Source organism: Liquorilactobacillus nagelii DSM 13675, from assembly GCF_019444005.1.
Taxonomy (GTDB): Bacteria; Bacillota; Bacilli; order Lactobacillales; family Lactobacillaceae; genus Liquorilactobacillus; species Liquorilactobacillus nagelii.
In genome coordinates, this window is sequence record NZ_CP049304.1 from 19,408 (window position 1) to 34,207 (window position 14,800).

Annotated in this window: 14 protein-coding genes; 10 read left to right on the forward strand and 4 right to left on the reverse strand. The window is 34.5% G+C overall.

From position 1 onward, the window contains the following. Nucleotides 1-101: 101 nt before the first annotated feature. Nucleotides 102-407 carry a hypothetical protein gene (locus G6O73_RS00110; protein WP_057884668.1) on the reverse strand — a complete coding sequence of 102 codons (306 nt, stop codon included), beginning with the start codon at nt 405-407 and terminating at the stop codon, nt 102-104. A 252-nt stretch (nt 408-659) separates the two neighbouring features. Here G6O73_RS00110 and G6O73_RS00115 point away from each other — a divergent pair, with 252 nt between their 5' ends. From G6O73_RS00115 to G6O73_RS00140, 6 genes are all read left to right on the forward strand, one after another. Beyond that, nucleotides 660-2,579 (forward strand): fructose-bisphosphatase class III, encoded by a 1,920-nt coding sequence (locus G6O73_RS00115; RefSeq protein ID WP_057884669.1) that lies wholly within the window; start codon nt 660-662, stop codon nt 2,577-2,579. 194 nt (nt 2,580-2,773) lie between these two features. Then, nucleotides 2,774-3,838 carry an AI-2E family transporter gene (locus tag G6O73_RS00120; RefSeq protein ID WP_057884670.1) on the forward strand — a complete coding sequence of 355 codons (1,065 nt, stop codon included), beginning with the start codon at nt 2,774-2,776 and terminating at the stop codon, nt 3,836-3,838. A gap of 1 nt (nt 3,839) precedes the next feature. Next, on the forward strand, nt 3,840-5,018 hold the full coding sequence (locus G6O73_RS00125; RefSeq protein WP_057884671.1) for a MalY/PatB family protein: 1,179 nt from the start codon (nt 3,840-3,842) through the stop codon (nt 5,016-5,018). 109 nt (nt 5,019-5,127) lie between these two features. Then, nucleotides 5,128-5,814, forward strand: a complete 687-nt coding sequence (locus tag G6O73_RS00130; RefSeq protein ID WP_057884672.1) for a 2,3-diphosphoglycerate-dependent phosphoglycerate mutase — start codon at nt 5,128-5,130, stop codon at nt 5,812-5,814. 511 nt (nt 5,815-6,325) lie between these two features. Continuing rightward, nucleotides 6,326-7,204: a proline iminopeptidase gene (gene pepI, locus G6O73_RS00135; RefSeq protein WP_057884673.1), complete on the forward strand. Its 879-nt coding sequence runs from the start codon at nt 6,326-6,328 to the stop codon at nt 7,202-7,204. Nucleotides 7,205-7,314: 110 nt separating this feature from the next. Continuing rightward, nucleotides 7,315-7,704, forward strand: coding sequence for a tautomerase family protein (locus G6O73_RS00140; protein WP_057884793.1), 390 nt, complete (start codon nt 7,315-7,317; stop codon nt 7,702-7,704). A 139-nt stretch (nt 7,705-7,843) separates the two neighbouring features. Here the strand turns inward: G6O73_RS00140 and G6O73_RS00145 are convergent, their stop codons facing one another. Continuing rightward, complete coding sequence (locus G6O73_RS00145; RefSeq protein ID WP_083478406.1) at nt 7,844-8,647, reverse strand: metallophosphoesterase; 804 nt, start codon at nt 8,645-8,647, stop codon at nt 7,844-7,846. A 219-nt stretch (nt 8,648-8,866) separates the two neighbouring features. On the opposite strand from G6O73_RS00145, the gene G6O73_RS00150 reads away from it, so the two are divergent. The 4 genes from G6O73_RS00150 (at nt 8,867) to yjeM (ending at nt 12,733) form a co-directional block, all read left to right on the forward strand. Beyond that, nucleotides 8,867-9,514, forward strand: a complete 648-nt coding sequence (locus G6O73_RS00150; RefSeq protein ID WP_057884674.1) for a nitroreductase family protein — start codon at nt 8,867-8,869, stop codon at nt 9,512-9,514. Nucleotides 9,515-9,734: 220 nt separating this feature from the next. Next, nucleotides 9,735-10,187 carry a DUF3290 family protein gene (locus G6O73_RS00155; protein ID WP_057884675.1) on the forward strand — a complete coding sequence of 151 codons (453 nt, stop codon included), beginning with the start codon at nt 9,735-9,737 and terminating at the stop codon, nt 10,185-10,187. 1 nt (nt 10,188) lies between these two features. Continuing rightward, complete coding sequence (locus G6O73_RS00160; RefSeq protein ID WP_057884676.1) at nt 10,189-10,830, forward strand: DUF421 domain-containing protein; 642 nt, start codon at nt 10,189-10,191, stop codon at nt 10,828-10,830. Between the two features lie 406 nt (nt 10,831-11,236). Beyond that, nucleotides 11,237-12,733 carry a glutamate/gamma-aminobutyrate family transporter YjeM gene (yjeM, locus tag G6O73_RS00165; RefSeq protein WP_057884677.1) on the forward strand — a complete coding sequence of 499 codons (1,497 nt, stop codon included), beginning with the start codon at nt 11,237-11,239 and terminating at the stop codon, nt 12,731-12,733. A gap of 191 nt (nt 12,734-12,924) precedes the next feature. Here yjeM and G6O73_RS00170 read toward each other — a convergent pair whose 3' ends face one another. Further along, a complete protein-coding gene (locus tag G6O73_RS00170; RefSeq protein WP_057884678.1) occupies nt 12,925-13,533 on the reverse strand; it encodes a VanZ family protein in 609 nt (202 codons plus the stop codon). 425 nt (nt 13,534-13,958) lie between these two features. Next, on the reverse strand, nt 13,959-14,744 hold the full coding sequence (locus tag G6O73_RS00175) for a CHAD domain-containing protein (RefSeq protein WP_057884679.1): 786 nt from the start codon (nt 14,742-14,744) through the stop codon (nt 13,959-13,961). Between the last annotated feature and the right edge of the window lie 56 nt (nt 14,745-14,800).

Below are 14,800 nucleotides of genomic sequence, written 5' to 3' on the forward strand. Positions count from 1 at the left end.
TTAAAAAAATACCGAACAACAAAATCCTTGAATTTTGCTGTTCGGTATTTTTAGACTATAGGACAATACTTCAAATTTGAATTTTGTTTTTAAAATAGTTACTAGTCTTCTTTGGCTAATAAGGATTGAGCATTGGCTGCAGTTAATGGTAAGTAGTCCAAACCAATAACATTTTGGTCTAAAACTAAAGAATAGTTATCTTTAATTTGTTCTACCAGTTTGTGCAACTCGTTTAATTGTTCCGACTCAAAACGATTGAATGAAAAATTGCGTTTGCGCTTCATTTGGTTCTCCAAGTTTTTATCAAAGACTACATCGAGAAAATGTCCGTTTATTTTATTAGACAAACGCCAAACGGTGCTTTTTTCAGCCCGTGCTTCTGTTCGTTCAATCATCATATCGTTCATTAATAAATCCTCCTTTAGTTCCTCTATGTTAACAGGTATACCATATCATTAATTTCTACTAGTTTCAAGTGAAAAAGCTAAATAAGTAAAAGTTAGCATTTTTAATTATTTGTGGGTATTTCTAAGCTACATCAATGTTTTGTAAGTGAAAATACGTATTTATTATGTTTGGAAATTTTAAGTAGTTGGTGTATATTATTTACTGTACCAATTTGCTGCTGATGCTAAAAAAATAAAAAAGAGGTTTTAAAAATGTCATTTACGCAAGAGCTGTTGCAAGAAAAGTTTCCGACTCGACAAGCTGTAATTACTGAAATAACCAATTTGGAGGCCATTTTAAATTTACCCAAGGCAACTGAACATTTTGTTAGTGATTTACATGGGGAATTTGCAGCATTTGATCATATTTTGCGCAACGGTTCAGGTAATATTAAACAGAAAATTTTTGATAACTTTGCTGGCCAATTAACTCCCAAAAGTATTCAAGAATTTGCTACTTTAGTTTACTATCCAACTGACAAGTTAGAGTTTCAAAAGCAGCAAATGAATGGCGAAGAACTTGACCAGTGGTATTTAGATACCTTTTCCCGGGTTATAAAATTACTTAAGGTTTCGGCTACTAAATATACTAGATCTAAAGTTCGAAAAGCAATGGATCCAAGTTTTGTATATATCACTGAAGAATTACTCTATACTGATCAACAACAGCTGGATAAGCGTAATTATTATAATCGAATTTTGCATAACTTGTTAGAGCTCGGTCAAGCCGATAAGTTTATTGTTGCTACCTGTGATACGATCCAACGGTTAATTGTTGATCATTTGCATGTGATTGGTGACATTTATGATCGTGGCCCACAGCCTGATAAGATAGTGGAACGGCTAATTAAATACCATTCTGTCGACATTCAATGGGGAAATCATGATATTTTATGGGTCGGAGCAATGGCAGGTTCAGCTCTATGTATGATGAACTTGCTGCGAATTTGTGCCCGCTATAACAATTTGTCAATTATCGAGGACAGTTACGGAATTAATTTGCGGCACTTGTCCATGTATGCTGAACACAATTATCAGGATCTGGCAGCCTTTCATCCGCGAATGATTAAAGATGAGCAGCAGCCAAAAGAGAGCGAATTACGGTTGATTTCGCAAATTCAACAAGCAACTGCAGTTATTCAGTTTAAACTTGAAGGACAGCTAAAACAACGCCATCAAGGTTGGAATTTGCCTGGAGTCGGTTTGCTAGACCAAATTGACTGGGAAAAAAATACTATTAAGATTGGTAAGGAGGATTTTCCGTTAGTTAATACTTGTTTTTCAACTGTTGATCATGCACATCCATTTGAGTTGACTGCTGAAGAAAAATCAGTGACTGAAGGACTTTTGAATTCCTTTAGTAATTCAACCGATTTGCGTCGCCATTTAGACTTTTTAATGAAAAAAGGAAAAATGTATGAGACGGCTAATGGCAATCTTTTGTTCCATGGATGTATTCCAGTTGATGAAAAAGGAAATTTTTTAGTCCTTAAATGTCAGCAAGAGAGTTATGCGGGACAAGCATTATTAAGTTTTTTTGAAAAACAATTGCGAAATGCTTATGCTCATCCTGAATGCCGTGATGATTTAGCGACTGATCTAACCTGGTATCTCTGGCAAGGCCCACTGTCACCACTATTTGGTAAACATGAAATGGCGACTTTTGCCCGTTATTTTGTTAAAGAAGAAAAGACTCATTTGGAGCATAAAAATGCGTATTTTAAATTAAGACATCAAGAATGGTTTTGTCGTCAGCTACTACAAGAATTTGGCTTGAATCCGGAAACGGGGCACATTATTAACGGACATACACCGGTGAAAAAAGGCCACCAGCCGATTATGGCCAATAAAAAAATGATTGTCATTGATGGTGGTTATTCAAAAGCTTACCAGCCAACAACTGGAATTGGTGGTTATACACTGCTCTATAATTCCTATGGATTGCAATTGATTACCCATCACCCATTTACTTCCAAAGCGGATGCGATAAAAAATGGTACGGATATTATTTCAACTAAACGGGTAGTTAATCAAGAGCTTAAGCGGCAAACAGTAGCGGACACTGATACTGGAACAGCACTTAAGCAAAAAATTCGTCAGTTGCATCAATTGTTAGCCAACTATGATGAATAATAAGATTATTAACTTTCACAATATAAACTAACAGATTTATCCTAAAAAAGAGTGAGTACGCAAAAAATGCAAACTCACTCTTTTTCTTTTACTTAAGATTAACGCTCAAAACAGTTGTTTGATAATTTATAAATCAATCATGATTTAAATTTGTTACAATAGGACCAAGATATGAATTAGGAAAGGGTGATCTTTTGGGAGCATGGGAAAAATTTCTAAATAATGTGCGGCTACGGCGAGTTGTCGTTTTACTGGTAGTAATATTGGTTCTATACTTAATGCGCAGCCTTTTAAGTTTGATTTTGTTGACATTTATCTTTACTTTTTTAGTGCTGAAATTTGCCGGCTTTTTAAAGCGGAGAGCTCATCTACCAACGGTAACAGGCGTAATTATAATTTACTTGGCCGTTGTAACAGCTCTCTACTTAGCAATAACAATCTATTTTCCAATGATTTTCAAACAAACGGAAGCAATGATCAAATATTTGATTGAATTTTACCAAAAGCCTTCTGTAGATGCTAATGGCTTTTTTAAAATGATCGGTAATTACATTAGTACATCAGACATTGCAGCTCAAATGAAAAATGGGGTTACACTGGTTTTTAAGTATGTAACGACAGTTGGAACAATGGGGGTAACTTTCATTTTGTCATTGTTTCTTAGTTTTTTCTTTACGATTGAGAACCGTCAAATGGCAAGTTTTTCTCGCAGCTTTTTGAGTGGACCGTATGCGTGGTTTTTTCAAGATATTTATTACTTTGCCGAAAAATTTGTTAATACATTTGGAGTTGTTATTGAAACGCAATTTATTATTGCGATTGTTAACACAGTGATTACAACAATTTGTTTAGCGGTTATGCAGATGCCGCAATTGTTTAGTTTATCATTGCTAATTTTTCTGATGAGTTTGATACCAGTAGCTGGGGTAATAATTTCAGCTATCCCGATGAGCGTAATTGGGTATTCAGTTGGCGGGGTTAGGTATGTTTTCTACATTATTATTATGTTACTGGTTGTTCACACATTAGAATCATATGTATTGAATCCAAAACTAATGTCTAATAAGACGGAACTACCGATTTTTTACACTTTTGTAGTATTATTTGTGGCAGAACATTTATTTGGCATGTGGGGACTAATTGTTGGAATTCCAATTTTTACTTTTTTACTGGATATTTTAGGAGTTAAGCCAATTCGTCCAACGAAAGCATACTTGAGGCGATTGAGAAATCACAAAAAGCCTAAGGAGGAAAAATAAAGTGAAAGTAACTGAATTTGTTGAACGCTATGCAGTTGATCGGCGTAATACTGATAGTGTTAAATGGGATTGTCTAGAAAGTGAATTTGGTAGTTCTGATTTATTACCACTATGGGTGGCTGATACGGAGTTTAAAGTTCCTAATGCAGTAACTGAAGCCTTGCAAGCACGTATTTCTCATGGTGCCTATGGCTATTCGCGAGTAGTCAGTGGCTACCAACAAGCATATATTAATTGGCAGCAGCAACGTTACCAGACAGAAATTCATCCAGATTGGATGCGTTTTGGTACTGGAGTAGTTCAATCCCTCAGTACATTGATTAATGTTTTAACTGAGCCCCAAGAAGCAGTAATGGTACTTCAACCAGTTTACTATCCCTTTATGCATGTGATTGAAAATAATCAGCGCAAATTAGTTGTTTCAGAATTAAAGCGCGCTGATCATCATTATGAAATGAATTTTACCGATATTGAGGCCAAAATCAAACAACAAAATGTTAAATTATTAATTAATTGTTCACCACATAATCCGGTGGGAAGAGTTTGGACCGAAAAAGAATTGACCAAGCTGTTAGAAATTTGTCGTGAAAATGAAGTTTTGTTCATTTCAGATGAAATTCATCATGATTTGATTATCGGTGAGCGACCATTTATTTCGGCCTTATCAATAGCTGATGGTCTTTATCGCGATAATATGGTAATGGTTGATTCAGCTTCAAAAACATTTAATTTAGCAGCTTTGCAAAACAATCATTTGGTTATTCCGAATCCACAGTTGCGGACGCGCTATGATAACTATGTTCAACGATTAAAGTCTCCAGCTGGTAGTTTGCTGGGACAAGTCGCAGCAAAGGCGGCATATGAAGAAGGTGCAGAATGGTTGGCCGGGATGCTAGGGCTTATTAAGCAGAACTTTTCGTACCTGAAACAGCATTTGGAGGCTGCTTCGTCAGCAATTGAAGTTTTTGACTTAGAGGGAACCTATTTGGCCTGGGTTGATCTTAGTCAAGTTATTCCACCAAATGAATTGGAAAGAGTTATGAAAAAGGATGCTAAATTAGCCTTGGATTTTGGTAAATGGTTTGGTGAAGGTGGAACTGGTTTTGTCAGAATTAACTTAGCAACAACTCCTGCCAATATTGAATTAGCTGTTAAACGTCTTTTATCAGTTATAAAATAATAAGGATTTTTTTCACATGTTGCATGCGGTTGGTACTATCAATTTTCAGAAATTCATTGTAAAATATGAGATGTAAACAAATAAATAATGAAAGAGGTTTTCGCTAGCTATGACAAAATTAGTATTTATTCGTCACGGACAAAGTGAATGGAACTTGGAGAACCTTTTCACTGGTTGGGTCGACGTTGATCTAAGTGAAAAAGGCGTAGAAGAAGCTAAGGAAGCAGGCCGTAAAATTAAAGAAGCAGGTCTGCAATTTGATCAGGCTTATACATCAGTATTAACTCGCGCTATTAAAACTTTACATTATGCATTGGAAGAATCTGGCCAGCTTTGGATTCCTGAAACCAAAACATGGCGTTTGAACGAACGTCACTACGGCGCATTGCAGGGTAAAAACAAAGCCAAAGCAGCAGAAAAATACGGTGACGAACAGGTTCATATCTGGCGTCGTTCATATGACGTTTTACCTCCATTATTGAGTGCTGACGATGAAGGTTCAGCAGCACAAGATCGTCGTTATGCTGACCTTGATCCACGTGCAATTCCTGGTGGCGAAAACTTGAAAGTTACTTTGGAACGTGTTATCCCATTCTGGGAAGACGAGATTGCTCCTAAATTATTAGACGGCAAGAACGTTATTATCGCAGCACATGGTAACTCATTACGTGCTTTGACCAAGTACATTGAAGGCATTTCTGATGCAGACATTATGGGTGTTGAAATGGCTACTGGTCAGCCAGTTGTTTACGATTTGGATGAAAAATTAAACATCGTTAACAAAACAAAGCTTTAATCAAAGCTGATATAACAGCAAATAGCCTCGGCTTCTTTGAAGGAAACCGGGGCTATTTTTGTACGCTGTGATTGGTGCTAGGATGACTTTTTGTTACTTACTGTAATTTTAAAATGGCAATTGTTGGCAAATGAAAAAATTTAGTTGGCATTTTTTGGACGAGATCTCCAAAGTTTAGTGAAACAGAAAATGAGTTAAAAAAAGTACCCTAATAACCCAAGGTACCCGAAAAATGAGCGTCCTTTATTTTCCGCTATATTTGGTGAAACTTTATATAAAACGCTGGAAAATATAGATAGCTTGTATAAATTAATAAAAAATTTACTTAAAATGAAAGATTCTTTTACGGGAAACGTGAACTTTCATTTATACAAATTTATTGACGCTCATCAATTGCCTACTAATTTTAAAAATTTATGTCATAGTTACTTATCTTTGGAGGCAAAATTAGTTGTATAATCAATAATTAATAAGTTTACCAGAAAATTAATTGAAAGGAATTGATTTTAAAATGAAGATTCAAGAAGGATATATGCCATTTCATCAATATCAGACTTATTTTCGGATTGTTGGAGAAGCTAATCAGGATAAAGCACCATTGTTATTGATACACGGTGGTCCGGGTTCTTCCCATAATTATTTTGAATTAATCGATGATTATGCCAAAACAGGTCGGCAATTAATTATGTATGACCAAATAGGCTGTGGTAAATCATCAATTCCAGAAGATGAATCAATTTATGTCAAAGAAACTTGGGCCCATGAATTAATTGCTTTACGCAAGTATTTGCATCTAGATGAAGTTCATTTATTAGGCCAATCCTGGGGTGGTATGTTGGAAATGTATTATTTAACCAATTATGCTCCCCAAGGAATTAAGAGTGTGATGATCAATGGTTCTCCAGCTTCAATTAAGCTCTGGGTCAAAGAACAGCACCGTTTACTTAAATATTTAAGTTATGAAGATCGCCAGGCAATTGCCGAAGCTGAAAGAACTGGAGACTTTACGGGACCTAAATATTTAGCAGCTAATGACCGTTATATGGAACGTTACTGCTGGGATGATCCTGATGAAAATTCACCGGAGCCTTTAAGAAGACCAACAAATGGGAAAAAAGCTAGTTTAATCGCTGAAGGACCAAACGAATTTACGGAAAATGGAACGATTAGTGATTTTGATGTGACAGAACAACTTAAAAATATTCAGGTACCAGTATTGGTTACGAATGGCACAGATGATTTGTGCACACCTTTGATTGCAAAATTGGTCTATGATCATATTCCAGGAGCCAAATGGCATTTATTTGCTAACAGTCGCCACTTAGCATTACTTGATCAACATGATGAGTTTATTCAGGTCTTAGATCAGTGGTTAAAAGCCAATGATTAGCAGGTAATTTTAATATCATTTTGATTGAGGAGGGGTATGCAAAATAGATTTTGAATTAGAAAATTGTGTTTATTGAAAATAACAAAAAAATTAATCAAGGAGACGATATTATGCCACTAGTACGTTTTGATTTGCAAAAAGGTCGTTCACCAGAACAAATAAAACGAATTTTAGATGTAACCCATACAGTAGTTGTGGATGTTTTCAAGGTTCCTCAAAGAGACCGATATCAGATTGTAACCCAACATGAACCTTATGAGATGGTTATCCAAGATACAGGTCTAGGATTTGAAAGATCTGAAAAAGTTGTCGTTATTTCGATAACGAGTAGTCCACGAAAAAAGGAAGATATAATTAAATTCTATAAAACCTTGGCTGAACGATTAGCGGCTAATCAATTGGTAGATCCGAAAGATTTAATGGTCAATATGGTTTTAAACACCAAGGAAAATTGGAGTTTTGGTTATGGAAAGGCTCAATTTTTAACAGGTGAACTGTAAAATTAAAATTGCATTGAACATTTGCAAGTATTGAAAATGGAAAGTTTGGGATGAAAATTCTCGGATTTGTAGTATCTATGATTATCTGTTTTACGAGGTTATTTTCGCTAACTAATCACCATTTGTCTCACTTTTTAAATTATGATTTTGGATCAATAATATATTCTTGCCAAGTGTGGTCAGAAATAAGTTTATATGAGGAATATATATTTTCCTGGGTATCATATTTTAATAGTGGAATAACATGACTCTGATCAGTATGACCATCAATAAAAAAATGACTTTCTCTATCCCAGAATATTTTTCCCAGATAGTTAGCATTTTGGGCAACTTCATCAGAGTAGACATGACCGGAAATAATTGTTTTTAAAAATTTTCCAGTTGTCGGTGGGTATTTATTAGTAAATGTTTCTGAGGCGGTTATACTTTCCCAATAGTCACCAGCATTTTCATCGATGCCAGCATGGACAAAAATTTGATTAGCAGTTATATAATAACGTTTGGCTTGATATTTTTGCGTAAACCAATTCAGTAAAGGCCGATTTGTAGGGCTTTGCAATATTTTTTGGCGAATTAAATTGTCCAATTCAAAAGCATCCGACTCTTTCATGACCATTGCTACAAGCTTAGAATAGCTCTTAGTTCCGATAAAACTATTAATTGTTTCAAAAAAATCATTGAAATTAAATTGGGGTTCTTTGTTGAATAGCCAATTGTAAAACCATTCATCGTGATTGCCTAATAAAGTAATAATTTGAGTCGGGTATTTTTTTTCGAGCAACATAACTTCGTTTAAAACTTGAAATGATTTTCGGCCGTTGTCGACATAATCTCCTAGAAAAACTAGTTTATTTTCTTTTGACTTTAAATCAACCCGTTTGAGAGTCTGCATCAATTCGGTATAATGTCCATGAATGTCACTCAGTGCATAGATTTTAGCGATTTTTAGTCAACTCCTTAAGGGAAATATTTAAAAGCTTATGCTCTGATTATACTCTTTTTCTTAATTTAAACTATTGTTAATATCAATAAGTTCAATCAAATTAATTAATACCGTTTTAAATCTAACTGGGATATAATTAAAGTAGCGTTAGATGGGATTGCTTTTATTTGTTAACACTTTCACAACTACTAAAAGTAGTATAAATGGAGGGAAGCTATAATGAAATTTAAAAAGGAATTGGTCAACAATAATTTTTCAGACGTAATTTTTAATCGCCATTCTGTTCGGCTTTTTGATCCCAAAGTAAAGATCTCTCGAGATGAGTTACAGGAAATAATTGCTCAGGCAACAACAGCTCCGTCAGCTTGCAATCTTCAGTCATGGCATTTTGTAATAATTGATACTCCAGAGGCAAAAGAAAAACTAAAAAAATCGGTTTTGAAATTCAACTATCCACAAGTTGATACATCATCAGCGATTATTTTTGTAGTTGGTGATACACAATCGCATACGGTTTATCGAGAGGTTTGGCAAAAGGTTTATGATGACCATAAGATAACTAAGGAAAAACTAGACCAAATTTTTGGCACTTTTTTGCCAATGTATGAAAATGCTACTCCTGAATTTTTACAATTGGATGCAACAGTTGATGGTTCAATTGTCGCAACACAGTTGTTATTATTAGCACGTGCACACGGTTATGATGCCAATGCATTTTCGGGTGTTAATTTTAAAACAATCATTCCAACGCTGGGACTTGATGCTAAACGCTATATTCCAATTATGGGAATTGCTATTGGGAAAGCAGCTGAAAAGCCATTGGAAACTACCAGATATGATTCTAAGACGCAAGTTGATTTTTTGTAGAAATTTAGATAAGAAATTATCTGATAGTTAAATAATGTTTTAATTATGTCTAAAAAAAAAAGGTGCTGTTAGCTTAAGTGTTCTTCAAAAGCTAGACTAAAAAGTCTAACATTTGGGGGACACTATTTTTTAGTTAAGGGAAATTTAATATTCTCTAAATTCTTGATATAATTGGAACATAGAAAAAATTATTTTGAACTCTCTAGTAAGGAAGGCTACCATGAACTTTTATTCTTATAAGTATCTAATTCAACAAAATAATCAGCAGAACTTGTTTTATATTGTCAGTGCAGGAGTTGTTGCGCTGATTGTAATCGTCATGGGGTGGCTCTGGTGGCGACATCGAACCGAGATGAAGTATCGCGATCTTTTTGTCATCATGATGTTATTATTACTGTTGATTATCGGTAGCCAAGTTAATGAGTGGCAAAGTGTGAAAAATGATTTTAACCAGAAATCACAAATTATTCAAATTATGCAGCGAATAGCAAAAGTCAAACATGTCAAGAAAAATCAAGTCTGGTCAAATACGACTGATCTAACGGATGGCATGCTAGTTATGATTAATCATCAGATCTATCGTGTAACTATTAATGATTCAGGCAGTAATTTTTCGTTGATGCAAGTGACGTTAACTAGTAATTCAATCAAATATATAAAAACGGAGAAGTAAAATGTTATCATATACAGATATAACAATTAAATTGGCGATTGGTTTACTGACGATTATTTTACAGATAAATTTATCTGGTAAAAGCAATTTAGCACCAATCAATGCCTTAGATCAAGTGCAAAATTATGTTCTTGGTGGTATCGTTGGTGGAATGATTTACAATGAAAGCATTACGGTATTGCAATATATTTTGGTTCTATTGATTTGGACATTGTTAGTAGCAAGCTTAAGGTTTACAACTAAGCATAATAAGTATATTAAATGGTTGATAGACGGTAAACCGCAGACACTCATTAAAAATGGTCGTTTGATTGTTGCAACTGCTTTGAAAAATGGTATGAGTGCGAATGATTTAACTTTTCGGTTGCGAACAGAAGGAATTTCAGATATTAAAAAAGTCAAATTAGCAGTTCTTGAACAAAATGGTCAATTAACAATTACGCAATATGGTGATGATTCGATTAAGTATCCTTTGATTGTTGACGGACAATTAAATGAATTAATGCTTGAAAATACTGGTCATGATTTGAAATGGCTGGAAGGACAATTAGAAAAGCAAAAGTTACAAATCAAGGATATCTATTTGGCAACTTATGTAGATCAACAGTTGAATATTTTTAGTTATGCTGATGTGGAGCATTAAATTGAAACCCAATAAAAAATAAATTGATCAAAAAATACTACTTTCCAAGATAGTATTTTTTTTTTTGCAAACTATTATTATTTGATTGCCATAACGCCGAGATTATTTATTGTCTTGAAGAGTAATTAGAAATAATACTGGCAAACTAAAAAGCAACTTGCAACTGAAACAAGGCAACGTTCAAATCCTAAAATCAGATGAACAATATTATTAGCAGTTTGCCTAATTGAATGATCAGCTTTCTAGGGATTATAGCTAGTAAAATATACCATGATAAATGAATTTTATTGCAATTAGATTTCGAAAGAACAAAAACTTTTTAGTGAAAGCTAACCTTTTGTTAATAATTAACTATACATTTAGAGTGTATAATTATTACTAAGCTTGTAGAAAGAAGTTGGAATAAATGGATAAAAAAACGGCCGTCAAAATTAAACTCAGCGGCCTAGTTTTGATGATTTTTTCATCAATTTTTGGTTTTAGTAATTCGCTAACTGCATTTTATCAAATGGGATATTCGAGTATTATTTGGTATGTTATTACCGCTCTGCTATTCTTCGTACCTTCTGCTTTGATGTTTGCTGAGTATGGGGCGTCTTTTAAGGCTGCTAAAGGAGGAATTTTTTCTTGGTTACGTGGCTCGATTGGTGAAAAGCCCGCTTTTATTGGAACTTTTATTTGGCTAGCAGCATGGGTGGTTTGGTTAGTATCCTCCACTCAATTTCTCTTGGTTTCAGTTTCGACGATGATTTCAGGTCACGATAAAACTCAAACTTGGCATTTATTTGGTTTAAATTCAGACCAGACGCTTGGTTTGTTGGAAGTTATTTTTCTATGCCTAGTTACGCTAATTGCTTGCCGTGGAATTAAGAACATTGCCAAAATTGCTTCATTTTGTGGGGTTTTTACTTTGGGAATTTCGGTTGTTTTTATTGGCTGCAGTTTATTAATTTGGTTGTTAAATCACGGTGCTTTGGCAGAACCGTTAACTAAAACTAGTTTAATCAAATCACCGAATGCTAGCTTTGTTTCGCCAATTGCCATTGTTTCGTTTATTATCTACTCACTTTTCGCTTATGGCGGTTTAGAGACAATGGCAGGGGTGATTGATTCAGTCGATCGCCCAGAAAAAACTTTTCCTCGTGCATTGATCGTTGCGATGCTACTAATGACAGTCATTTATGTTTTGGCAATCTTTCTGTGCGGTGTTAGCACAAACTGGCAAGAAATTTTGGGCAAAAAGAATGTTAATTTGGCCAATGTTGAATATGTATTGATTAATAATATGGGATTGACAGTTGGAGCCAAACTGGGTTTAAGTCATGCTACAGCGGTCAGTTTAGGAAAGATATTTTCACAAATTACAGCAATGAGTGATGTTTTTGGCGGGCTAGGTGCTGCTTTTGTCATGACTTATTCACCAATTAAGTCATTTATTGAGGGTTGTGATCCACGCTTGTTGCCGAAAAAACTAACTAAAATGAATCGCTTCAACATGCCAGCTGCAGCTATGTGGACTCAAACAATAATTGTTAGTTTGATTACAATTTTTATTGCGTTAGGTGGGAGTGCGGCTAATGAATTTTACACGGTTTTAACTGATATGATGAACGTATCATCTTCAGCGCCGTATCTTTTCTTAGTTGGAGCTTTCCCGTTTTTCAAAATGAAAAAAGATCTTGATCGGCCGTTTATCTTTTATAAAGACATACGTGGGACCTGGATAGTTACTGGGATTGTTTGGTTAGTAATTGCGATTGGAATAATCTTTACTTGCATTGAACCAGTACTTGATGGGGACTACTTGACAGCCTTTTGGACGGCATTCGGACCGGTCTTTTTTGGAGTAGTTGCTTGGATCTTTTATACGCGAGCAGAGCACAAACATATCTTAGATAATTAAATAGTAATAACTTTTAGGATTGAATTTGGGTTAATTCGTTAAGCTTTGATAAACAACTTTAGTTAATATTAGCTGGTTCACTATTAAAAAATTTCAGCTTAGCTAAAGTAGGTACTTTAACTAAAATTGATTTATGGAAAATAAAAAGTTAGATCGAAATTAAATTTTTGATCTAACTTTTGTTTATATTGTTAATTGTTTTTGAGTCGATGACGGTCTTGATAACTCACACTAGTTGAAAGCTTTCTGATAATCAAGAATATTCCAAATCCGGCTAATCCGCCCAATGTATTTTGGAGTAAGTCATTCAAATCAAATAAACGGTGTTCCAAGTAAAAGTAAGAAAAGATTAGCTGTGAAGTTTCGATTGTTAGTGAGGTAAAAAATGAAATTTTGAGCATTTTTTTCCAAGAAGCCAAATGTGGCCAAAGTAAACTAATGAAAATAGTTAATGGCAGCAACATAATTAAGTTTCCAGCAATTGTATATTGTGAAGCCGCCGTATATATTGTTTTGTACATTTCTAAAGGATGCCATTCAATATTAGTCAGATAACCGAATCCACCCGCTCCTCGAATCAGATGCCAATATGTCCAAGGAGTATAAATGTTAATGCTGGTAGTTAATTGAGCAACACAAAGTAAGTAGAAAACAAATAATCCTTTGATCAAATTGTGCCAAGTAAATTTAGGAAAGCGGGTTTGTGACCAGAAGACAATCAGTCCCATTATGCCTAAGATTCCTAATTTGAAAGGCGTAATTGTAAAAATTGGTAAATATATTTGAGAGTTGATCAGCATATTCCCACCTGCCTTTTTTTATTTATACTTAGTTTAACGATAAGGTTAGGGGAATTTGCTAATAATTGATGAAAGAATTCTGTTTTTTTTAATAAAACTGTTTAAAATTATTAAGAAGATCTAAAGTGAGGAAAACTCAAAAAAGTGCCATATGGTAACTAGTTGAACTTATATTAGTTTACAAGGGGCATCAGGTGGCTGTGCGTAATTAATTCAAAAGCTTAAGTGGAAACGTTCTTGTTGATTGAAAAGAAAAGCTCATTTTTCTTAACTTGAAAAATGGACTTTTTGCCAACAAATACAATCGTAAATTTAATTAAAATTAGGTAGATGGATGTTAACAATAACGCTGCGATAAATTTTTAGTTTGATTTATGATAACTTTCCGACTTTAGCTGAGATTGGTTAGAAGTCACAACATGGCATCACTGATTTTGAACTAAAACTTGGGTTTGTATTTGTAAAATTTTTTTCAACAAATCTTTTTCAGATTGATTATTGGTTTGTTGGATAAACTTTTGCAAAAGCTCAGTATTAATGTGAGCATCAGTGATTGCACCGCACCTATTTTGAACTTTTTCAGCTAAGCGGTGACTTTTTTTAGCCTTTTTTGGCGCAAATTTGATCAAATAAGTAGAGGCATAACGAAGGGTCTTAGCTTTCTTTCGAATTTGGTGAACTGTTTGGTATTCAGAAAAGTTAACAGCTTGATAACTTTTGACCAACTTTTTGGTTTTGCGCTGAAATTCGTGCTTAATTAATTGAGACCAATCAAAATTAGTTGAAAGTTCTAGTTGATTAAGTTGTTTATTAGCAACGGTTAAGTGATCTACCAGTATTTTCCAGTTATCTTCAGCCAACACTTGTCGCATTGCAACTAAACGTTTTGCATTTACTTGGACCAACAAATGAAAATAAGCTGGTGTATCTAACGGATGATTAAAAGCATAATCACTAATTTCACCAAATAAAACATCTAGTTCGCGCAGGGAGTTCAGCATTTTGGCGGCATTGCTGAGATTCTCGTCTAATATTTTAAAGCTAACCGGGTCAAGTTGAGGCTTGAGAAACTTATATAAACTGCGTAAAGAACGAATAGCTACACGTAAATCGTGGTTGCGATTGGGGTCAAAGGGATTATTAGCAAAACGGATTAAATCAGTTTTGATTGCAGTATTTTGCTGCTGTAAAATTTCAAAAATTGATAGCATAGTTCTTGCCTCCTTTCCAAATAAGGCCACAGACATAAAAGGTGCTGAAACAAGCT

Bases quoted from the DNA above. Each gene is read 5' to 3' on its own strand.
- G6O73_RS00170 (WP_057884678.1), bottom strand. From the start codon at position 13,533: ATGCTGATCAACTCTCAAATATATTTACCAATTTTTACAATTACGCCT.
- G6O73_RS00175 (WP_057884679.1), bottom strand. From the start codon at position 14,744: ATGCTATCAATTTTTGAAATTTTACAGCAGCAAAATACTGCAATCAAA.
- G6O73_RS00130 (WP_057884672.1), top strand. From the start codon at position 5,128: ATGACAAAATTAGTATTTATTCGTCACGGACAAAGTGAATGGAACTTG.
- yjeM (WP_057884677.1), top strand. From the start codon at position 11,237: ATGGATAAAAAAACGGCCGTCAAAATTAAACTCAGCGGCCTAGTTTTG.
- pepI (WP_057884673.1), top strand. From the start codon at position 6,326: ATGAAGATTCAAGAAGGATATATGCCATTTCATCAATATCAGACTTAT.
- G6O73_RS00110 (WP_057884668.1), bottom strand. From the start codon at position 407: ATGAACGATATGATGATTGAACGAACAGAAGCACGGGCTGAAAAAAGC.
- G6O73_RS00155 (WP_057884675.1), top strand. From the start codon at position 9,735: ATGAACTTTTATTCTTATAAGTATCTAATTCAACAAAATAATCAGCAG.
- G6O73_RS00160 (WP_057884676.1), top strand. From the start codon at position 10,189: ATGTTATCATATACAGATATAACAATTAAATTGGCGATTGGTTTACTG.
- G6O73_RS00115 (WP_057884669.1), top strand. From the start codon at position 660: ATGTCATTTACGCAAGAGCTGTTGCAAGAAAAGTTTCCGACTCGACAA.
- G6O73_RS00140 (WP_057884793.1), top strand. From the start codon at position 7,315: ATGCCACTAGTACGTTTTGATTTGCAAAAAGGTCGTTCACCAGAACAA.
- G6O73_RS00150 (WP_057884674.1), top strand. From the start codon at position 8,867: ATGAAATTTAAAAAGGAATTGGTCAACAATAATTTTTCAGACGTAATT.